General features: G+C 59.7%; 22 protein-coding genes. 10 read left to right on the plus strand and 12 right to left on the minus strand.

Annotated elements, in window-relative coordinates; translation table 11 throughout:
* Positions 1-19: 19 nt before the first annotated feature.
* From K3754_RS14725 to K3754_RS14775, 11 genes are all read right to left on the minus strand, one after another.
* The gene (locus K3754_RS14725; RefSeq protein ID WP_259938242.1) at positions 20-865 is read right to left on the minus strand and encodes a DUF1989 domain-containing protein; all 846 of its coding nucleotides are present in this window, start codon (positions 863-865) and stop codon (positions 20-22) included.
* Positions 866-925: 60 nt separating this feature from the next.
* A complete protein-coding gene (locus K3754_RS14730; protein WP_259938243.1) occupies positions 926-2,578 on the minus strand; it encodes an FAD-binding dehydrogenase in 1,653 nt (550 codons plus the stop codon).
* An 80-nt stretch (positions 2,579-2,658) separates the two neighbouring features.
* Positions 2,659-2,874 carry a hypothetical protein gene (locus tag K3754_RS14735; RefSeq protein WP_203210382.1) on the minus strand — a complete coding sequence of 72 codons (216 nt, stop codon included), beginning with the start codon at positions 2,872-2,874 and terminating at the stop codon, positions 2,659-2,661.
* Between the two features lie 40 nt (positions 2,875-2,914).
* The gene (locus K3754_RS14740; RefSeq protein WP_203198504.1) at positions 2,915-3,694 is read right to left on the minus strand and encodes a succinate dehydrogenase iron-sulfur subunit; all 780 of its coding nucleotides are present in this window, start codon (positions 3,692-3,694) and stop codon (positions 2,915-2,917) included.
* Positions 3,695-3,782: 88 nt separating this feature from the next.
* Positions 3,783-4,112: a hypothetical protein gene (locus tag K3754_RS14745; RefSeq protein ID WP_203210381.1), complete on the minus strand. Its 330-nt coding sequence runs from the start codon at positions 4,110-4,112 to the stop codon at positions 3,783-3,785.
* A 4-nt stretch (positions 4,113-4,116) separates the two neighbouring features.
* The gene (gene sdhA, locus K3754_RS14750) at positions 4,117-5,922 is read right to left on the minus strand and encodes a succinate dehydrogenase flavoprotein subunit (protein WP_203210380.1); all 1,806 of its coding nucleotides are present in this window, start codon (positions 5,920-5,922) and stop codon (positions 4,117-4,119) included.
* A 28-nt stretch (positions 5,923-5,950) separates the two neighbouring features.
* Positions 5,951-6,322 carry a succinate dehydrogenase, hydrophobic membrane anchor protein gene (gene sdhD / locus K3754_RS14755; protein WP_025046592.1) on the minus strand — a complete coding sequence of 124 codons (372 nt, stop codon included), beginning with the start codon at positions 6,320-6,322 and terminating at the stop codon, positions 5,951-5,953.
* Positions 6,323-6,335: 13 nt separating this feature from the next.
* Positions 6,336-6,719 (minus strand): succinate dehydrogenase, cytochrome b556 subunit, encoded by a 384-nt coding sequence (gene sdhC, locus K3754_RS14760; RefSeq protein ID WP_203210379.1) that lies wholly within the window; start codon positions 6,717-6,719, stop codon positions 6,336-6,338.
* A gap of 171 nt (positions 6,720-6,890) precedes the next feature.
* Positions 6,891-7,556 (minus strand): DUF1194 domain-containing protein, encoded by a 666-nt coding sequence (locus tag K3754_RS14765; protein ID WP_259938244.1) that lies wholly within the window; start codon positions 7,554-7,556, stop codon positions 6,891-6,893.
* Between the two features lie 279 nt (positions 7,557-7,835).
* Positions 7,836-8,798, minus strand: a complete 963-nt coding sequence (mdh, locus tag K3754_RS14770; protein ID WP_203210377.1) for a malate dehydrogenase — start codon at positions 8,796-8,798, stop codon at positions 7,836-7,838.
* 212 nt (positions 8,799-9,010) lie between these two features.
* Positions 9,011-9,997, minus strand: a complete 987-nt coding sequence (locus K3754_RS14775) for a PRC-barrel domain-containing protein (protein WP_259938245.1) — start codon at positions 9,995-9,997, stop codon at positions 9,011-9,013.
* 109 nt (positions 9,998-10,106) lie between these two features.
* Between K3754_RS14775 and K3754_RS14780 the strand changes: the two genes are divergently transcribed.
* The gene (locus K3754_RS14780) at positions 10,107-10,862 is read left to right on the plus strand and encodes a sulfite exporter TauE/SafE family protein (protein ID WP_259938246.1); all 756 of its coding nucleotides are present in this window, start codon (positions 10,107-10,109) and stop codon (positions 10,860-10,862) included.
* A gap of 50 nt (positions 10,863-10,912) precedes the next feature.
* Here the strand turns inward: K3754_RS14780 and K3754_RS14785 are convergent, their stop codons facing one another.
* Positions 10,913-11,245, minus strand: coding sequence for a hypothetical protein (locus K3754_RS14785; RefSeq protein ID WP_409202358.1), 333 nt, complete (start codon positions 11,243-11,245; stop codon positions 10,913-10,915).
* Positions 11,246-11,572: 327 nt separating this feature from the next.
* On the opposite strand from K3754_RS14785, the gene K3754_RS14790 reads away from it, so the two are divergent.
* The 9 genes from K3754_RS14790 (at position 11,573) to K3754_RS14830 (ending at position 21,237) form a co-directional block, all read left to right on the plus strand.
* Entirely contained in the window at positions 11,573-12,430 is an 858-nt protein-coding gene (locus K3754_RS14790; RefSeq protein ID WP_259938249.1) for a CoA ester lyase, read from the plus strand.
* A gap of 6 nt (positions 12,431-12,436) precedes the next feature.
* Positions 12,437-12,982 (plus strand): NnrU family protein, encoded by a 546-nt coding sequence (locus K3754_RS14795; protein WP_259938251.1) that lies wholly within the window; start codon positions 12,437-12,439, stop codon positions 12,980-12,982.
* Between the two features lie 10 nt (positions 12,983-12,992).
* Positions 12,993-13,196 (plus strand): DUF1737 domain-containing protein, encoded by a 204-nt coding sequence (locus K3754_RS14800; RefSeq protein ID WP_025046601.1) that lies wholly within the window; start codon positions 12,993-12,995, stop codon positions 13,194-13,196.
* Entirely contained in the window at positions 13,196-14,227 is a 1,032-nt protein-coding gene (locus K3754_RS14805) for a MaoC family dehydratase (protein ID WP_259938254.1), read from the plus strand. The genes K3754_RS14800 and K3754_RS14805 overlap by 1 nt, the downstream gene beginning before the upstream one ends.
* A 289-nt stretch (positions 14,228-14,516) precedes the next feature.
* Positions 14,517-15,710 (plus strand): ADP-forming succinate--CoA ligase subunit beta, encoded by a 1,194-nt coding sequence (gene sucC, locus K3754_RS14810; protein ID WP_203210370.1) that lies wholly within the window; start codon positions 14,517-14,519, stop codon positions 15,708-15,710.
* Positions 15,711-15,744: 34 nt separating this feature from the next.
* Positions 15,745-16,272: a hypothetical protein gene (locus tag K3754_RS14815; protein ID WP_259938256.1), complete on the plus strand. Its 528-nt coding sequence runs from the start codon at positions 15,745-15,747 to the stop codon at positions 16,270-16,272.
* Positions 16,269-17,117, plus strand: a complete 849-nt coding sequence (locus K3754_RS14820; protein ID WP_259938257.1) for a class I SAM-dependent methyltransferase — start codon at positions 16,269-16,271, stop codon at positions 17,115-17,117. Before K3754_RS14815 ends, K3754_RS14820 begins: the two co-directional genes overlap by 4 nt.
* Before the next feature lie 155 nt (positions 17,118-17,272).
* Positions 17,273-18,160: a succinate--CoA ligase subunit alpha gene (sucD, locus tag K3754_RS14825; RefSeq protein WP_120503548.1), complete on the plus strand. Its 888-nt coding sequence runs from the start codon at positions 17,273-17,275 to the stop codon at positions 18,158-18,160.
* Positions 18,161-18,276: 116 nt separating this feature from the next.
* Positions 18,277-21,237, plus strand: a complete 2,961-nt coding sequence (locus K3754_RS14830) for a 2-oxoglutarate dehydrogenase E1 component (RefSeq protein ID WP_259938263.1) — start codon at positions 18,277-18,279, stop codon at positions 21,235-21,237.
* Positions 21,238-21,240 lie beyond the last annotated feature (3 nt).

Raw genomic sequence — 21,240 nt, forward strand, 5'->3', positions numbered from 1 at the left:
TTTCGCCCGGCACCGCTGGTCATGCGCCATGACTGCGGTCATAGCCATTGACGGGCGGAGGGGTCCAACCGTCCAGCCCCCCGTCCTTCGGCGCAAACACCTCTACCAACAACGGGTAGCAGGCGGCCACGTCTGAGGAATGTTCTGCCGAACAATCCCCACCGGGACAGGCGCTGAGCGCGCCAAGAAGATCCATCTCGGCAAAGAATTCCAGATAGTCGCCGGGCCGCACCGGGCTGGCTTTCATGAAATACTGCCCCGTGTCGTGGGTAAACCCGGTACACATGAACACGTTCAACACGTCATGCACCAAGGGTTCTGCCTCTTGCACAGGCACACCCAGATGCGCGGCCATGGCACGGGTCAGATTGGAATGGCAGCAATGGTGATATTGCCCGCCTTTCAACAAGTTATGCGTATAAGGATCGCAACGGGTGCCAATCACGTCATGCACCGCCCCCCCATAGGCATCTATCCCGTACCACCCCAGCGTATCATGGCTGATCGTCGCCATAGGCCGCATGCCCGGAAAAGAGGACCACATCCGCTCTCCCGTGGTGATATGGGTGCCATGCAAAGCGCGGGTCTTGCCAGAATAGAACCGTTCGTTCAGATCATTGGCGTTCCACAGGTTCAGATCCCCCACCTGCGATCCTTCAACCGAGGTGATGCGAAAAAAATGCCCGGCAGGCACGGTGAACGTCGCCGCATCACGGGGCTGTACCAGTGCCTCACCCGTTTTGCGCAGATCCTGCCGCGCCCGCGTCAGCAGTGCCATATCCGGCTGCGGCAGGGTCTCGACAGGATAGCAGATCACCGGTTTGATCGTGCGGCGGGCTTCGGCATCAATAGGTGTGGTGATCATCTGGCATCCTCCCGATGTTTGACCGACGTTGCCGCAGCCATACACAGCTGTAAAGCCTGCTCAGGCGTTCTGCCCCGCGATGCGCCCTGAATACAGGCAACCGCCCAGAAACGTCCCCTCAAGGGCGTTGTACCCATGATAGCCGCCCCCGCCAAAACCGCAGACCTCTCCGGCGGCATAAAGCCCCTCCAGAACATCGCCCTTGGGCGTCAGAACCCTGCCTTGCATATCCGTGTGCAACCCGCCCAGCGATTTCCGCGTCAGGATATTCAGCCGCACCGCAATGAGCGGCCCGTTTTCCGGATCAAGGATCGCATGGGGTTTGGCCGTGCGGATCAATTTGTCGCCGCGATAGTTGCGTGCGCCGCGAATGGCGGTGATTTGCGCATCCTTGGCAAAAGGATTTGTCAGTTGCAGATCCCGCGCGGCGATTTGCCCCCGGATATGATCCAGCACCACCGGCGCATCGGGGGTCAGCCGGTTCATCCCCGCCACCAGCGTTTCCAGATCATCCGCGACGATGAAATCCGCACCGTTTTTCTTGAATGCCTCTACCGCAGGTGTGGCCCCCTTGCCCAATCGGGCCTTCAAAACATCGCGCCAGCCACCATCAGTCAGGTCCGGGTTCTGCTCCGACCCGGACAGGGCAAATTCCTTTTCGATGATCTTTTGGGTCAGGATAAACCACGAATGCTGGCCCGCGCTCAAAATGCGTTTCAACGTGCCAAGGGTGTCAAAACCCGGCAAATACGGCGCTTCCATCCGGTCGCCCTTGGCATCAAACCAAAGCGAGGACGGACCGGGCAAAATGCGAATACCATGATTGGGCCAGATCGGATCCCAGTTTTGCAGCCCCTCGCAATAATGCCACATCCGGTCTTCGTTGATCAGGCCCGCGCCCGCCTTGGCCGCGATCCCATGCATCTTGCCGTCGACGTAATCAGGCACACCCGCAACCATCACGTCCGGCGCCGGGCCAAGCCGATCTGCGGGCCAGTGTTTGCGCACCACGTCATGATTGCCGCCAATCCCGCCCGTGGTCAGTACCACCGCATCGGCGCTGTGTTCAAAGCTGCCGATGACCTCCCGCGTGGTGCTTTTGCCCCGCGCCTCGGTGCTGTTTTCCAAAATATCGCCGCGCAGTCCCGTGACCCTGCCATCGCTGGTGGTCAAATCCGTGACCCGATACCGGAACCCCAGTTGCAGGCTGCCTTGCGCGGCATATTCCGTCATCCGCTTGGCAAAGGGGGCCACAACGCCGGTGCCGGTGCCCCATGTGATGTGAAACCGCGGCACCGAATTGCCATGCCCGTGGGCCTGCTCGCCCCCGCGTTCGGCCCAGCCCACCACCGGAAACCACCGCATGCCCAGATCATAACACCACTGCCGCATGCCGCCTGCAGCCCAGTCAATGAACCCTTCGGCATAAGCGCGGGGATTGGCATCCTCAGCGCGGTCAAACTGCGCCGATCCCATCCAGTCGCTCAGCGCCAGTTCGGGGCTGTCCTTGATGCCCAAACGGCGTTGCTCGGGGGTGTCGACCATGAACAAACCGCCAAGCGACCAGAACGCCTGACCGCCCAGGGATTGCGGCGCCTCCTGGTCCAGCAGCAGAACCTTGCGGCCCCGCTGCACCGCCTCATGCGCGGCCACCATACCGGCCAGCCCCGCACCGACAATGATCACGTCCGCTTTGAAATTGGTGTTGCTCATTTGATCCCCCGCTTTGCCGTTAGGTAAGCAGGATCACAGCTCTCTGTCGAGCCGGACGCTGGGTCAGATCTTGGCCTTGCTCACAAACCCGTTTTGGGTTGCCCGCTCAGACAGCGGTCCGGCTTGCCGGTGCTGCGAAAGGCCTCTGCCCCGCAGTTGATGCAATTGTATTTGACCAATGCGCCCTTGCTGCCTGCCCGGTCTTCGCGCCAGCGACACAGGCGCGTGCCCGCATTGCGCCGCGCCACGATGGCAACGACGATCACAGCAATCACAAGGGCAATGAACAGGGGCATAGGCAAAACCAGCCCCCATGGGGGCTGGGATCAGTCTGGATCAAACGGTGCGTTCGACCATCAGTTTCTTGATCTTCGCAATCGCTGCTGCGGGGTTCAAACCCTTGGGGCAAGTCTTGGCGCAGTTCATGATCGTGTGGCAGCGATACAGTTTGAACGGATCTTCCAGATCGTCCAGACGCTCGCCCGTGGCCTCATCGCGGCTGTCAATGATCCAGCGATAGGCATGCAGCAAGGCCGCTGGCCCAAGGTAGCGGTCGCCGTTCCACCAATAGCTTGGGCAAGAGGTGGAACAGCAGGCGCACATGATACACTCATAAAGACCGTCCAGCTTGGCACGATCATCAATGGACTGCTTCCATTCCTTTGCCGGGGCGGGCGTGTCGGTCTCAAGCCAGGGCTGGATGCTGGCGTGCTGCGCATAGAAGTGGTTCAGATCCGGGATCAAATCCTTGACCACCGGCATATGCGGCAGCGGATAGATTTTGACCACGCCTTTGATCTCTTCCATGCCGTAGGTACAGGCCAGCGTGTTGATCCCGTCGATGTTCATCGCACAGGATCCGCAGATCCCCTCACGGCAGGATCGGCGGAAGGTCAGCGTTGGATCAATCTCGTTCTTGATCTTGATCAGCGCGTCCAAAATCATGGGTCCGCAGCTGTCCATATCCACAAAATAGGTGTCGATGGCCGGGTTTTTGCCGTCATCGGGGTTCCAGCGGTAAATCTGGAACTCACGCAGATTGGTGGCGCCTTGCGGCTTGGGCCATGTCTTCCCGCTGGTCATGCGGGAGTTTTTGGGGAGCGTCAGCTGAACCATTTCGCGTCTCCTGTTTCAATCTCATCTGCCCCTTGGGGCGTTTCACTTGACCCTGCGCCGGGGCGCAGGATGTAAATTCTTGACCGCCTTACGTGGCGGCGGAAGCCAGCACCCTGGCCTGCAAACAGGCGGCGGTCTCAGGCCGTCCCAACACAGTGCGCACAGTTTCCACGGTGCCATCATCCACACCCACCACGGCCGCTTTGGCATATTCGCGGATCTCAAGGGCCGAGGAATTGTCGATGATGCAATCGGTGAAGGGCGTGATCAGCTCCTTGGGCACCTGCGGGAAACGGGTGGCAAGGGTTTCTGTCACCACCCCTTTGGCCCCGCGCCGCGCGGTGTTGTCCACGGCCTGCTCCACCTCGGTGCAGGCCGCCAGCGTTGCCGCGCAAAGAACAAGGGCCACCAGACGCATCGGCTTAGTACACCCGCGCCTTGGGTGCGATTTTCTTGAGGTCGATACCGCCCTCATCCTGCTGGGTCAGCGGATCAAGGTGCACAGGCCGGTCGCCCAACTTGGCCTTGTTCCCGTCAAACCAGCACAGGCTGTGCTTGCGCCACTTCTTGTCGTCACGATCAGGATAATCCTCATGGGCGTGCGCACCCCGGCTTTCCTTACGCGCCGCCGCTGCGGTGATGGTGGCCACCGCATTTGGCATCAGGTTGGTCAATTCCAGCGTTTCCATCAGATCGGAGTTCCACACCAGCGATCGGTCCGTGACGTGCAGATCGGCCATCTTGTCGGCCACGGCGACCATCTTTTGGCGGCCCTCTTCCAGCGTCTTGTCGGTGCGGAACACCGCCGCATCGGCCTGCATGGTTTTTTGCATCTCAAGGCGCAGCTCGGCAGTGGGCACGCCGCCCTTGGCATGGCGCAGCCCGTCAAAGCGATCAAAGGCCGCATCAACCGAAGCCTGATTTGGCGTCGGCACTGCGGTTTTCGGATCGACGATCTCGGCTGCACGGATCGCAGCGGCGCGGCCAAAGACCACAAGGTCAATCAGCGAGTTTGAGCCCAAACGGTTCGCCCCATGCACGGAGGCACAGCCCGCCTCGCCCACGGCCATCAGGCCCGGCGAGATTGCATCGGGGCTGTCCTTGGTTGGTGCCAGAACCTCACCCCAATAGTTCGTCGGAATACCGCCCATGTTGTAGTGTACGGTCGGCAGAACCGGGATCGGTTCTTTGGTCAGGTCCACACCGGCAAAGATGCGCGCGCTTTCGGAGATGCCCGGCAGGCGCAGGTCCAGCGTTTCCGGCGGCAGGTGGTTGAGGTGCAGATGGATGTGATCGCCATTCTCGCCCACGCCGCGCCCTTCGCGGATTTCCATGGTCATGCAGCGGCTCACCACGTCACGTGACGCCAGATCCTTGTAGGTCGGCGCATAGCGTTCCATGAACCGCTCCCCTTCGGAGTTGGTCAGGTATCCACCTTCGCCCCGCGCCCCTTCGGTGATCAAGCAGCCCGCGCCGTAGATCCCGGTCGGGTGGAACTGCACAAACTCCATATCCTGAAGCGGCAGCCCCGCACGGGCCGTCATGCCGCCACCGTCGCCGGTGCAGGTATGGGCCGAGGTGGCGCTGAAATAGGCGCGGCCATAGCCGCCGGTAGCCAGCACAACCATCTTGGCACTGAACAGGTGCATGGTGCCATCATCCAGCTTCCAGCACAGCACCCCCTGACACACGCCATCGTCGGACATGATCAGGTCAATGGCGAAGTATTCGATGTAGAATTCCGCGTTGTTTTTCAGCGACTGACCATAGAGCGTATGCAGGATCGCATGGCCGGTCCGGTCCGCCGCAGCGCAGGTGCGCTGCACGGGGGGGCCTTCGCCAAATTCGGTGGTATGCCCGCCAAAGGGGCGCTGGTAGATCTTGCCCTCTTCGGTGCGCGAGAACGGCACGCCGTAATGCTCCAGCTCGTAAACCGCCTTGGGCGCTTCACGCGCCAGATATTCCATCGCGTCCGTGTCGCCCAGCCAGTCAGAGCCTTTGACCGTGTCATACATGTGCCACTGCCAGTTGTCCGGGCCCATGTTGCTCAGGCTGGCGGCAATCCCGCCCTGCGCCGCAACGGTGTGCGAGCGGGTGGGAAACACTTTGGACACACAGGCCGTGCGCAGCCCTTGCTCCGCCATCCCGAGGGTTGCGCGCAAACCGGCCCCGCCGGCACCCACCACAACCACGTCATATTCGTGGGTTTCATATTCATATGCGGCCATTATTCGGTCTCCCGTGGGAATGTTTGGATCAGAGCGCCAGCTTGGCAATGGCAAAAACGCCAACCGCCGCTGCGCCGTAGCTCAGGCAGGTCATCAGGATGATCGCCACTTTCTGGCTGGTGCCATGCACATAGTCCTCGATCAGAACCTGCACGCCATCATTGAAATGTTTAAAGCCCACCAGGATGGTCAGGGCCGCCACAATCGCCGGGAACGGGCGGCTGTAATAGGCAAGGATCTCCTCATAGCTTCCGCCCAGCGCCGACCCAAAGGTGAACACAAAGAACGGAATGAGGATCAGCAGCGCAACAGAGCTGACCTTCATGGCCCAGAAATGCGCCGTGCCGGTTTTGGCAGAGCCAAGGCCACGGGCGCGTTTGCGGTCGGTAAGATATGCCATTTCCCAGACCTCCTTAAACGATCACAACAGTGATCAGGGTGAGCAGGATAGACCCAAAAATCACGGCCCAGCCCAGTTTTTCGGCGGTCGGGATGTCCAACGCATAACCGTTGTCCCAGATCAGGTGCCGTACCCCGGCCAGCGTGTGGTACCAAAGTCCCAGCACCGAGAAGAACATGACCAGATCGCCAAACCAGCTGGTCAGCAGCCCGTTCACAACGTCGAAATAGGCCGGCGAAGTTGCCGCAGACAGAAACCACCAGACAATCAGCAACGCCGCCACCAGCATCGCATTGCCGGTGATCCGGGTCAGGATGGATGACATCGACGTCAGTTGCGGTCGGTAGATCGTCAAATGAGGCGACAGCGGGCGGTTGCCCCGGTTTACATCGGCCATGGCACAGGTCCTTTGCTGTTGGTTACCCCAGTGATAGCGTTTTTTTGCGGCCTGTCACGGGTCTAGCGGGGGTAAGGGCGCGGTTTGTTGGCGCATCTACGCACATTTTTTTCAAAAGAGTAGCGATTCTTGCATTTTGTGATCACACGATATTATACTGTGATCACAACCTCACTCGAATGGAAGGGCAAGACTCAGTTGCTTGGTGGTTTCACGTTGCAATTTGCGCCGGATCTGTGGGGGATAATCCTCAAATCCGTTGGCTGTTATAACAAATGCCCCTTCACCGGAAATGAGATTCTCAAAAAAGTAGGCTGTAAGGTCGGTATCATCGGTCTCAATGGCCAAAGCGTTCACAATGATGCCCTTGGCCCGCATTTGTGGCAGTACATCAGCCGGGGCGATGCCTTCGTTGGATTTGCCATCCCCCGACACGTCGATCACCTTGCGGCGGCAGTCCGAGGCCGCTTCCAAAACCTGTGCAGACAGGTTCAAAGCCTCGCCAATGGCGGTTGAATAGTTGCGCCAGCGCCGTGGTGCATGAGCGACCTGTGTCGCCAACACCGCAACGTCTGAAAAATCTGTGATCACGGTCCAGGGGATCGTCTGTTCCTGCCGCGAGGTGCCGGACCATTGGATCAGCGTCACCCGCGCCTGTTGCTCAACCAAGGCTTCCGTCACGATCCCGTCTGACAGCGCTGCCGCCAGCCCGTCCATCTGGATGCGGTATTCATTCCGGTCAACCGAGCCAGAGACATCCACCGCCAAAACCAACGCCAGTTCGCAAGCCAAGGCGGGGCGAGCCAGCAATATCAGAAGGGTCACAAACACACGCATGCGCGTAGGTTAGATCACTGGGTCCTCCGGCGCATCACACAATCCTGAGATTGGCATAAAGGGCTATCGGCGGCTCGCGGGTGGGCGATCAAACATCGCAGTTCGGCACTTTATGGCAGCCAAGCGCACACTCCCCCTCCAGCCGTCACGCCCCCATCAAAATCGCCGACCTGTGGGGCGGGCCGACGATGGCCCGGCGGCCGCGCCTTGCTTCGGGCCCACTCAAACAAAAAGGGCGCGCCCAACGGCACGCCCTTCCCAAATCTCTTGCAGCAGACCTTACTTCAAGCTGCCGTCGATCCCTTTGCAGGCCTCAACCAGACCCTTAACCGCATTGACCGAATTGTCGAACATCGTCTGTTCGTCCTTGTTCATGGAAATCTCCACAACACGTTCGATCCCGCCAGCGCCGATCACCGTCGGTACACCGACATAGAAACCGTCGAGGCCGTAAGCGCCATCCACATAGGCCGCGCAAGGCAACACGCGTTTTTGGTCTTTCAAATAGCTTTCCGCCATTTCAATCGCCGATGTCGCAGGCGCATAGAAGGCAGAGCCGGTTTTCAACAGGCCAACAATCTCGGCGCCGCCATCACGGGTCCGCTGCACAATTGCGTCCAGCTTCTCTTGCGTGGTCCAGCCCATCTTCACCAGATCCGGCAGCGGGATACCGGCAACGGTCGAATAGCGCACCAGCGGCACCATCGTATCGCCATGGCCGCCCAGCACAAATGCGGTGACGTCTTTCATGGAGACGTCAAATTCGCTTGCCAGGAAGTGACGGAAGCGGGCGCTGTCCAGAACGCCTGCCATGCCGCAGACCTTTTCATGAGGCAGGCCGGAGAATTCGCGCAGCGCCCAAACCATTGCATCCAGAGGGTTGGTGATGCAGATCACAAAGGCGTCCGGCGCGTGTTTGGCAATGCCCTCGCCCACGGACTTCATGACCTTGAGGTTGATGCCGAGCAGATCGTCGCGGCTCATACCAGGCTTGCGCGCGACACCCGCGGTCACGATGCATACATCCGCGCCTGCGATGTCGGCATAATCTTGGGTGCCGGACATGTTGGCGTCGAATTTGGCCGAGGGGCCCGATTCTGCGATATCGAGCGCCTTGCCCTCCGGGATGCCTTCCGCGATGTCGAACAGAACAACGTCGCCGAGTTCTTTCAATGCTGCGAGATGGGCTAGGGTGCCGCCGATTTGACCGGCGCCGATGAGCGCGATTTTGGGTCTGGCCATGATATGTCTCCGTCCAGGTTACGTTGCGCGTGAGATAGCGAAATGCGGGCCGCGCTGCAAGTTGCGCGATCAAGACAGGCTTAAACGCCGCAGATGGTTAAGATTTCGTGATCACAAACGCCGCAAAAAAGGGCCACCGCAGATGCGATGGCCCATACTCTTTAACATACTAACCTTTTGTTCGGGCCTGCGCCCAAACGAAACGGGTCAAATCAGCCTTTGTATTCAGGCTTTGCTTTCAACGCCGCTTCGTTGGCGTCGATGTAGATCCGCAGTTCGTCACCATTGGCATCGCGCAGAATCTGCAGCTGTTCAAAGGGAACTGCGACCGGCTTTTCCCCTAGACCCAGGAAGCCACCGACATTGATGACAACTTCGGCCACTTCGCCCTTGTCGGTCAGGACCAGCGCGTCAACTTCGCCAACAGTCTCGTCGTTCTGGCCCATCACAGCCGCACCCTGAATTTTTTCAGCGGTCAGCGGGTCGGCTTTTGCCACTTCGATGTCCATCGGCTCAAAGCCGTCACGCTCCACCATCGGGCGGCCCAGTACCGGCGCATCAATCGCCTCGTCCGCCTGGGCTGTCAGCTGCTCGGCTTCTGCTTCGGTTTCCTTGGCGACTTCATCAATGCGCGTCTCGACGCCTTCTGCCGCTTGATTGGCAGAGGCAACCAGATCCTGCTTCAGATCCGTCGCTTCAGCTTCGGCGCTTTCAGCCATCTCATGAGTTTCGGCTTTGATGTTGGTCGCAGCCTGCTCCATATCACGCTCAATCTGGCGCTCGAACGCAGGGGCTTTTTCCAGCATCTCCTTGGACGTTGTCACAACCAGGAAACGGTCGTTGCTGTCGCCCTCTTCACGCAGCACCTTGATGTCGTCCATCGACACGCTCACGTCGCGTTCCCCCAGACCGAGGAAGCCGCCGACGCCAAGGATCACCGCACGCACATCGCCATTTTCGCTGATGATGATGTCGTTGATCTCGCCGATGTCATCCCATTCGCGTTCCGCGCCATCCGCGAGGGGCGTCATGGGGTCAATGTCTGTTTCGGAATTGTAGATTCGCATGCCGATCAGGTCGGATGCGAAGAAGTCGCTTTTCTCAGCTTCTACAGTTGTGATCGCGCCCGAATGGCTGCCCGCGAAAGCGGCGCTGGACAGGGTCAGAGCTACGGCTGTTGTTGTCAGAAAGCGTTTCATTGTACTGTTCTCCTAAGAGTTACTAAGTTAACGTTACCGAGTGTGGACATAACGCCGCATTGCCGGTCTTGTTCCGGCCCTTTTCGAAAAAATGTGAAGTCCCGCCGCCATGATCACCTTTGACCTCTGGTTTTTATGTATCGCAGGCGCGGCGGTGGTTTTTGCCGGGGTGTCCAAGGCCGGATTCGGCTCTGGCGCAGCCTTTGCTTCGGCCACGGTGCTGGCTTTGGTGATCGAACCGGGGCTTGCGCTTGGGGTGATGCTGCCGCTGCTCATGTTGATCGATGCAGGATCGCTCAAACCCTATTGGCGCAAATGGAGCGTGCCGGACGTGCGGCTTTTGGTGCTGGGCGGCGTACCCGGCGTGATCCTCGGCGCGGCGCTCTACCGTGTTGCCTCACCCGATGTCTTCCGGCTTCTGATCGGCGGCGTATCGGTGGGGTTTGTCTTGTGGCAAATGATGCTCAAGCTCGGGATAATACGTCTGGCGCAGCAGCGCATGCCCGATTGGGCGGGGCTTGTGATTGGCACTGTCGTCGGCTTCACCACCTTCGTCAGCCATGCCGGCGGCCCGCCGGCCGCGATTTTCCTGCTCACCCGTGATCTGAACAAAACACAATATCAGGCCACCACGGTGCTGCTGTTCTGGATTTTGAACATCATCAAATTTGTGCCCTATGCCATGCTTGGCATGTTCACTGCGCAGACCTTTCTGGCCAATCTGATTCTTGCGCCCTTCGCGGTTCTGGGCACTTGGCTGGGCGTACGGGCCCACGTTCTGGTGCCAGAGCGGCTGTTCTTTGCGCTCACTTATGTGTTGCTGGTTGTTACCGGATCCAAGCTGATCTGGGACGGGCTGACATAAAAAAGCGGGCCAAAGCCCGCCTTTGTTGCTTCCACGGTTTTTTGTTTGCCTCAGGCGTCTTCGTCACTGGTCGGCAGCGCCTCTGCCACCTCTTCAAAGGCTTGGCCCGAGGCCACCAGACAAGTCAGCCCGCCCGGCCGGGTGATGGTGATGGTCCAGCTGCCGGTCTCTTCGGAGGCAAAGACCTCTACCACCGCGTTGTTTGCACCAAGGCCCACGGATTGGCGGGTCTCTCCGTACCCTTCGGCCAATCGTTCCACCACCGCGATGCGCGGCCCACAGTTTCGCGACGATTGCGCGGATGCATCCGTCGCCGCGGTCATATAAATCGCCGCAGCGGCGATCAGCCCGATAGATTTCAAAGTTTTGTCCATACGTTGCATTCCATTGCCTTCATTCAAAAGACAGCGCCCTCGGTTCCTGACCTGTCCGGTGTTCCCGGCAGAACTGGGGGCGAGCCCGGTTATGACATGTCTGCACTTCCATTCAGGAGATCCGGCGTCCGCGCCGATTTGGCCCAAGCCACGAAATGCGACGGGGCAAGCCTGCGTCAGAGGACTGAAATTAAGGTTAATGATGCGACCGGATTCCTGTTGGATTTGATTTTTGCTGCAGCGCGGCACGTTTTGGCTTGAACTTTTCTGAAAGAAATGCCCCTTTGTGCGCAATTTTATGACCCGGCGCATCCGCGCCCTCGAACGGAGCTGCCCATGCCCAAGATCACCCGCCCCTTGCGTTCTGTCCTCTATATCCCCGGCTCCAAGCCCCGTGCGCTGGATAAGGCGCGGACCTTGGCTTGCGATGCGATCATCTTTGATCTCGAAGATGCGGTCACGCCGGAGGAAAAGGTATCGGCCCGCGAAACCCTTGCCGCCGCACTGGCCGAAGGCGGCTATGGCGCGCGTTACAAGGTGATCCGTATCAACGGTCTGGACACCGAATGGGGCGCTGACGATGCCCGCGCCGCTGCCAAGATGGACGCAGATGCGATCCTGCTGCCCAAGGTCGGCAGCCCGGCGGACCTCGATGCATTGGCAGATCTTGTCGGCGACACCCCACTGTGGGCCATGATGGAAACGCCGATTGCGATGCTCAACGCAGGTGCCATCGGCGCCCATCCGCGGCTTGAGGCAATGGTCATGGGCACGAATGACCTCAACAAAGATCTGCAAACCCGCACCCGCTCCGACCGGCTGCCGCTTATGACGGGCCTCGGCCTGTGCGTTCTGGCCGCCAAGGCACACCAGATCGCCATTATTGATGGCGTCTATAACGCCTTCAAAGACGACGACGGCCTCAAGGTCGAAAGCGATCAGGGCCGCGACATGGGCTTTGACGGCAAAACCCTGATCCACCCTGCACAGCTTGACGTGGCCAATGCCGCCTTCTCCCCTTCGGAGGAAGAAGCCGATCTGGCCCGCCGCCAAATCGCCGCTTTTGAGGAAACCGAAGCCTCCGGTCAGGGTGTTGCGGTGGTCGACGGGCGGATCGTTGAAAACCTGCATGTTGCAACTGCCCGCGAAACACTGGCAAAACTGGAGGCAATTGCCGCCCTTCAGCAGGAGTAACCCGCCATGATCCTTCTTTTCCTCGGCCTCGCCCTCTGGGTGGCCGCCCATTTCTACAAACGCGCCCTCCCCGCCCAACGCGCGGCCCTTGGAGACAAGGGCAAGGGCTTTGTGGCGCTTGCCATTGGCCTCTCTATCGTGCTGATGATCTTCGGCTACCGGATGTGGGACGGCACGTTCTTCTGGGGCCGCACGTCTGCCCTGACCGGGATCAACAACCTACTGATGGTTGCCGCGCTCTATTTCGTCAGCCCCGGCCCTTCAAAAGGGGCGATCTTTTTCAAGATGCGCCACCCGATGCTGACCGGCTTTTCGCTCTGGGCGGTTGCCCACCTGCTGGTCAATGGCGATACGCCTTCGCTGGTGCTCTTTGGCGGGCTGCTCGTCTGGGCGCTGGCCGAAATGGTCGTGATCAACCGTGCCGAACCCGGCTGGACCCCGCCGCAAAAGGGCAGCATCGCCAAGGACGCCATGTTCCTTGCGATCTCCTTGGCGCTGCTGGTGGTGATCGGCTTTGTCCACAGCTGGCTCGGCTACAATCCCTTCGGCTAAGGAAAACGCCATGAAACTCTATCGCTTCCTCTCCGAAGAGGACACATCCGCCTTTTGCCACAAGGTGACTGATGCCTTGAACAAAGGCTGGGAACTTTACGGATCACCCACCCAGACATGGGACCACAAGGCGGGCGTCATGCGCTGCGGGCAATCCGTGGTGAAAGAGGTGGACGGCACCTATACCCCCGAGACCAAGTTGGGGGCGCACTGATGGCCAAGACAAACCAAGGGCGCTTTTTCGAAGACTACCGCTTGGGCGAAACCCTGCACCATGCGGTGCCGCGCACCGTGTCGGGGGGCGAACGGGCGCTCTATCATATGCTCTACCCCGCCCGGCATGCCCTTTATTCGTCCGACCAATTTGCCCAGAACAGCGGCCTGCCCGCCAGCCCGCTGGATGATCTGATCGCCTTTCACATCGTCTTTGGCAAAACCGTGCCGGATGTCTCGCTCAATGCGGTGGCCAATCTGGGATATGCCCAAGGGCGATGGCTGGCCCCTGTCTGGCCCGGCGACACCCTGCGCAGCCAATCCGAGGTGATCGGCCTGAAGCAAAACTCCAACGGCAAATCCGGCGTGGTCTATGTGTGCACCACCGGCGTGAACCAGCGGAATGAAACCGTGCTGGAGTATGTGCGCTGGGTGATGGTGCGCAAACGCGATCTGGATGCACCTGCACCGGAGACCGTGATCCCCGATCTGCCCAAGGCGCTGACCCCCGATCAGTTGGTGGTGCCGCAGGGTTTGGATTTCTCCAACTACGATTTCACCCTCGCGGGCGAGCCGCACCGCTGGGGCGATTATACCGTGGGGGAACAGATCGACCATGTGGATGGCGTGACCATCGAAGAAGCCGAACATATGATGGCCACGCGGCTTTGGCAGAACACAGCGAAGGTGCATTTCGACACCTCCGCCCGCCCAGATGGCAGCCGCCTGATCTATGGCGGCCATGTGATCTCGATGGCGCGGGCGCTGTCCTTCAACGGGTTGGCCAATGCGCAGATGATTGCGGGCCTCAATGGCGGGGCGCATGCCAACCCCTGCCTGTCCGGCGACACCGTCCGGGCATGGTCCGAGGTGCTGGACAAAGCCGAGACAGACGCGCCGGGCGTCGGCGCAATCCGCCTTCGGTTGGTGGCGACCAAAGGCGGCGATCCCTTTGCCCTGCGCGGGGAGGACGGGAAATACCTGCCCGATGTGCTGCTCGATCTCGACTATTGGGCGTTGATGCCGCTGTGATCTGGCTGCGAGGCCAATGCATTCTATGATCCGACGGATCAAACGATTACAATGTGTCTCGAACTTGAGTCGCACCTCATGAGACTCGCCGCGCAAAACGGCTAAGCCTCCTCATATTTTGTTGGGGATTCGCATATTCACCAGATTTTGTGATCACACTTTTTTCTCGTGTGATCACAAATGTCACTTTATACTGGTAATATGAGGCAAACTGCGAAAAACCTTTACCGAACCATAAGATTCATCGGCATACTGCACGGTGACTTGAACCAAAACGGGACCGTTTTTCATGAACATCCACGAATACCAGGCGAAAGCCCTCCTGCGCAGCTATGGCGCCCCTGTATCCGATGGCCGCGTCGTGCTCAAAGCCGAAGACGCCAAATCCGCCGCCGGTGAACTTGACGGCCCACTTTGGGTGATCAAGGCACAGATCCACGCAGGCGGCCGCGGCAAAGGCAAATTCAAAGAGGCCGACGCAGGCGAAGCAGGCGGTGTCCGTCTGACCAAATCCGTGGAAGAAGCCGCTGAAGAAGCGAAAAAGATGCTCGGTCGCACCTTGGTCACCCATCAGACCGGCCCGGTCGGCAAGCAGGTCAACCGCATCTATATCGAAGACGGCTCCGGCATCGAGACCGAGCTTTACCTCGCGCTGCTGGTCGACCGCCAGACGTCCCGCGTGTCATTCGTCTGCTCCACAGAGGGCGGCATGGACATCGAAGAGGTCGCAGCCAGCACCCCCGAAAAAATTCTCAGCTTCTCGGTTGATCCGGCCACCGGCTATCAGGCGTTCCATGGCCGCCGCATCGCCTTTTCGCTGGGTCTGGAGGGCAAGCAGGTCAAACAATGCGTTGGCCTGATGGGTCTGCTCTACAAAGCGTTCATGGAAAAAGACATGGAAATGCTTGAGATCAACCCCCTGATCGTCACCGATACCGGCGATCTCAAGGTTCTGGATGCCAAGGTGTCCTTCGACGGCAACGCAATTTACCGCCACGCCGACATCGCGGAACTGCGCGATGTGACCGAAGAAGACCCCAAGGAACTCGAAGCCTCCAAATACGATCTGAACTACATCGCGCTTGACGGTGAAATCGGCTGCATGGTGAACGGCGCGGGTCTGGCGATGGCCACAATGGACATCATCAAACTCTACGGAGCCGAGCCTGCCAACTTCCTCGATGTGGGTGGCGGCGCGACCAAAGAGAAAGTGACCGAAGCGTTCAAGATCATCACCTCCGACCCACAGGTCAAAGGCATCCTCGTGAACATCTTCGGCGGTATCATGCGCTGTGACGTGATCGCAGAGGGCGTTGTCGCCGCTGTGAAAGAGGTTGGTCTGAAGGTGCCACTGGTCGTCCGGCTCGAAGGCACCAACGTGCAGGAAGGCAAAGACATCATCAACAACTCCGACGTTGATGTGATCGCCGCCGATGACCTGAAAGACGGCGCACAGAAGATCGTGCAGGCTGTTAAGGGTTAAGCCTCGGCTGAGCCACTAAGGTGAAGATATCGGTATGAGCGCCATCACCAGATCCACCGCAACACGGCTTGCAGGCATCGCCCTTTTCGGGGCGGCGTCTGCTGCTGTTGCGCAGGGATCGGCCCATACCGCCATCGACACTTTCAACGCCTGGTGTTTCAAGGCCGGCCAGACAGAGGCGCAGGCGCGGGCCAATATGGGCGCGGATGACGCGCCCTTTGCCCTGACCTTTTGGGACGACAGCCTTGAGCCGCGCCCCGCCGATGCACCACAGGGCGTGGAACGGCGCTGCGAGGTCGCCTTTGACGGCGATCACAGCGCAGCGGCGATCAAAGCGCTGCGTATACAGATGGCAACGCCGCCGGTGTTCGGCACCAAGATCCCCCTGCCCGAGACCCACGCGGCACAAGATGGCACAGCCCTGATAGAAGGGCGCGAATTGCTGCGCGGCCGTGTGGCGGTGGTGCAGGTCGGCACCCGCACGGCCCAAGGTAATGTGCAAACCTACATGGGCGTTGATCGCCTTTATGCCGGGCTTGGTCTGCCGAAGGATGGATCATGAGCGCGACGCTGCATGCATTCCCGGGCGCGGAACTGCCCGCGCTTGACGCCGCGCCCGCGTTGCGGGACTGCCCGGTATGCGACAGCAGCGCCTGCACCCCCTTGCCCGCCTATTCCCCCGATCACTGGGACATGGTGACCTGTGCGGCCTGCAATCTGGTCTATCTGCGCAATCCGGCAGAATATGCCGCGCTCGAAGAAGACTTCGCCTGGGAAAAGACCTACGAAGAAAAGAAAACCTCTACCGAAGGCTCCACCCCGATCAGCCCCTATGTCCGCACCATCCGCACCAAACTCGGACTGACCCGCGACAGGACCGCCGCCTTCCGGCGCTGGTTCCATGACGGTCATGTGCTGGACATCGGTTGCGGTGACGGCGCACGGATCAAACCACCGATGACACCTTATGGCATCGAATTGTCCACCGCCCTGCACGCCCGCGCCGACAGCGAAATGCGCAAATCCGGCGGCTATTGCATCCATGGCGCCGGGGCCGAGGCCATCTGGAAATTCGACAAGGGCCAGTTTGATGGCATCGTCATGTTCTCTTATCTTGAGCATGAAACCAACGTAATGTCGGTGCTGCGCGGTGCACGCCGTGCGCTCAAAGACAATGGCCGCGTGTTTGTGCGCGTGCCCAACTACGGCTCGCTGAACCGCAAGGCGATTGGCCCGAAATGGTGCGGTTTTCGCTATCCAGACCACGTCAATTACTTCACGCTGGCAACTTTGAAAAACGCCGCCAGACGCGCCGGGTTCCTGGCGACCCTGATCAACCGCATCACTCTGCCGCTTGATGACAATGTCTCGGTGTTGCTGCGCAAATCACCGGAGGGGCTGGCATGATCTCATCCAACTCCGCCCCAACCCTTAACCGCCCCGCCCCTTTCGCCGCTCCGGCAGACCGGCGCGATGGCAACCCGCTCACCATTCAAATGACCCGCAGGCGCTTTCTGTCCATTCCGGATACGCAGCCCCTGCCCGCTAACTAAGGAAAACCAATGGCCGTACTTGTAGACGAAAATACCCGCGTGATCTGTCAGGGCCTCACCGGCTCCCAGGGGACATTCCACACCGAACAGGCGATTGCCTATGGCACCAAGATGGTCGGCGGCGTGACACCGGGCAAAGGGGGCCAGACCCATCTCGACCTGCCGGTGTTCAACTCGGTGCACGAGGCCAAACATGTGACCGAAGCCAACGCATCGGTGATCTATGTACCGCCCCCCTTTGCTGCCGATTCCATTCTTGAGGCGATCGACGCCGAGATGGAGCTGATCGTCTGCATCACCGAAGGCATCCCTGTTCTGGACATGATGCGCGTGCAGCGTGCGCTGGAAGGCTCCAAATCCCGCCTGATCGGGCCCAACTGCCCCGGCGTGATCACACCTGACGCCTGCAAGATCGGCATCATGCCCGGCCACATTCACAAGCGCGGCTCCTGCGGCGTGGTCTCGCGCTCCGGCACGCTGACCTATGAGGCGGTCAAGCAGACCACCGATCTGGGCTATGGTCAATCTTCGGCCGTGGGCATCGGCGGCGACCCGATCAAGGGCACCGAACATATCGACGTGCTGGAAATGTTCCTCGCCGATGACGAGACACAATCGATCATCATGATCGGCGAAATCGGCGGCTCTGCCGAAGAAGAAGCGGCGCAGTTCCTCGCCGATGAAAAGAAAAAAGGCCGTTGGAAGCCAACCGCCGGTTTCATCGCGGGCCGCACTGCCCCTCCGGGCCGCCGCATGGGCCACGCCGGTGCGATTGTTGCGGGCGGCAAAGGCGGTGCCGAAGACAAGATCGAAGCAATGATGTCCGCCGGCATCACCGTCGCCGAAAGCCCCGCAACACTGGGCGAAGCGGTGAAAGAAGCCATCGCAAAAGGTTAAACCAAAAATCGCGGGCCGGGCATGTGTCGTCCGGCCTGCGCCTCCTCCTTATAGGCAGCGCCTGCTCCATATTCCGGCCCCAAGACATACGGTCCTAACTCAAACGAGGTATTTCCATGACCGAACAACCCGGCAACGACCAATTCCACGCCTCTTCCTTCCTTGAGGGAGAGAACGGCGAATACCTCGAACAGATGTATGCCCGCTATGCCAATGACCCCAATGCCGTTGATGCGGCGTGGCAGGCGTTTTTCGGGGCGATGGGCGACACCTCCGGTGATGTCACGGCTGAGGCCGCTGGCCCGTCCTGGGCGCGGCCCGATTGGCCCCCCGCCCCCGCAGGTGACGTGATGGGCGCATTGACCGGGGTCTGGCCCGAGGCCGAAGAGGCCGCCGCAGCCGGAGACAAGATCAAATCCAAGGCCGCCGAAAAAGGCGTCAGCATCACCGACGATCAGGTCAAACAGGCAGTGCTGGACAGTATCCGCGCCCTGATGTTGATCCGCGCCTATCGTATTCGCGGCCATCTGGCGGCGGACCTTGACCCGCTTGGCATGCGCGACATGGGCAGCCATCCCGAGCTTGATCCGAAATCCTATGGGTTCTCTGACGCGGATATGGACCGTCCGATCTTCATCGACAATGTGCTTGGCCTCGAAGTTGCGACGATGAAACAGATCGTCGATATTGTGAAGCGCACCTATTGCGGCACGTTTGCCCTGCAATACATGCACATCTCCAATCCCGAAGAGGCCGGTTGGCTGAAAGAGCGGATCGAAGGCTACGGCAAAGAGATCGCCTTCACCAAAGAGGGCCGCAAAGCGATCCTGAACAAGCTGGTCGAGGCCGAAGGTTTTGAGAAATTCCTGCATGTGAAATACATGGGCACCAAACGCTTTGGACTGGATGGCGGCGAAAGCCTGATCCCCGCTATGGAGCAGATCATCAAGCGTGGTGGCCAGCTTGGCGTCAAGGAAATCGTGATCGGCATGCCGCACCGGGGCCGCTTGTCGGTGCTGGCCAACGTCATGCAGAAACCCTATCGCGCGATCTTCAACGAATTTCAGGGCGGCAGCTTCAAGCCCGAAGATGTGGATGGCTCCGGCGATGTGAAATACCACCTCGGCGCGTCGTCCGACCGGGATTTTGACGGCAACTCCGTCCACCTCAGCCTGACAGCGAACCCCTCCCACCTGGAGGCGGTGAACCCCGTGGTCATCGGCAAAGTCCGCGCCAAGCAGGACCAGTTGAACGATCATGACCGGATCGCCGTGATGCCGATCCTGCTGCACGGGGATGCAGCCTTTGCCGGTCAGGGTGTTGTGGCCGAATGTTTCGCCCTGTCGGGTCTGCGCGGTCACAAGACCGGCGGCACCATGCATATCGTGGTGAACAACCAGATCGGTTTCACCACCGCGCCGCATTTCTCGCGCTCCTCGCCCTATCCCACCGACAACGCGCTGGTGGTTGAGGCGCCGATCTTCCACGTCAACGGTGACGATCCCGAGGCCGTGGTACACGCCGCCAAGGTGGCGACCGAATTCCGCCAGAAGTTCCACAAGGACGTTGTGATCGATCTGATCTGCTACCGCCGCTTTGGTCACAACGAAGGCGACGAGCCGATGTTCACCAACCCGGTGATGTACAAAAAGATCAAGAACCAGAAAACCACGCTCAGCCTCTATTCTGATCGTCTGGTCCGTGACGGTCTGGTGCCTGAAGGCGAGATCGAAGACCTCAAGGCCGATTTCCAGAAACGCATGAACGATGAGTTCGAGGCAGGCAAGGATTTCCGCCCCAACAAGGCCGACTGGCTGGATGGCAAATGGTCCCATCTGGACAAGCAGAAAGACAAATACCAGCGCGGCAAAACCGCGATTGCCAAGAAAACCATGGACGAGGTCGGCAAGGCGCTGACCACGGCACCGGACGGCTTTCCGCTGCACAAGACCGTTGGCCGCTTGCTGGAGGCCAAGGCCAAGATGTTCAAAGAGGGCGAAGGCTTTGACTGGGCCACAGCCGAGGCGCTGGCCTTTGGCTCCCTGCTGACCGAAGGGTACAAAGTGCGCCTCGCCGGTCAGGATAGCACCCGCGGCACCTTCTCGCAGCGCCATTCCGGTCTGGTCAATCAGGAAACCGAAGAACGCTACTACCCGCTCAACAACATCCGCGAGGGTCAGGCCGAATATGAGGTCATCGATTCCATGCTGTCCGAATATGCGGTGCTGGGTTTTGAATATGGCTATTCGCTGGCTGAGCCCAACGCGCTGACCCTATGGGAGGCGCAGTTTGGCGATTTCGCCAATGGTGCGCAGATCATGTTTGATCAGTTCATCAGCTCTGGCGAAAGCAAATGGCTGCGCATGTCCGGCCTCGTCTGCCTGATGCCACATGGCTATGAGGGGCAAGGGCCGGAACACTCCTCCGCGCGTCTGGAACGGTTCCTGACCATGTGCGGCGGTGACAACTGGATCGTCGCCAATTGCACCACGCCCGCAAACTATTTCCACATCCTGCGCCGCCAGCTGCACCGCAGCTACCGCAAGCCGCTGATGCTTATGACGCCCAAATCGTTGCTGCGTCACAAACTGGCCGTCAGCCGCGCCGAAGAGTTCACCACCGGATCCTCCTTCCACCGTGTGCTCTGGGATGATGCCCAGCAGGGCAATTCCGACACCAAACTGGTGGCAGACAACAAGATCAAACGGGTCGTGATGTGTTCCGGCAAGGTCTACTTTGACCTGCTTGAGGAACGTGACGCGCGCGGCATCGACGATGTTTACCTGCTGCGCTTTGAACAGTTTTACCCCTTCCCCGCCCAATCCGCGGTCAAGGAACTGGAACGGTTCAAACAGGCCGAAATGGTCTGGTGTCAGGAAGAGCCCAAAAACCAGGGCGCATGGTCCTTCATTGAACCCAACATCGAATGGGTGTTGGGCCGGATCAAGGCCAAGCACACCCGCCCAAGCTATGCGGGCCGCACCACTGCGGCCTCTCCCGCGACTGGCCTCGCCAGCCAGCACAAAGCACAACAAGCCGCCCTCGTGGACGAGGCGCTGACGATTAAAGGAAACTAAACC

The organism is Sulfitobacter sp. M368, assembly GCF_025141875.1.
GTDB classification, from domain to species: domain Bacteria; phylum Pseudomonadota; class Alphaproteobacteria; order Rhodobacterales; family Rhodobacteraceae; genus Sulfitobacter; species Sulfitobacter mediterraneus_A.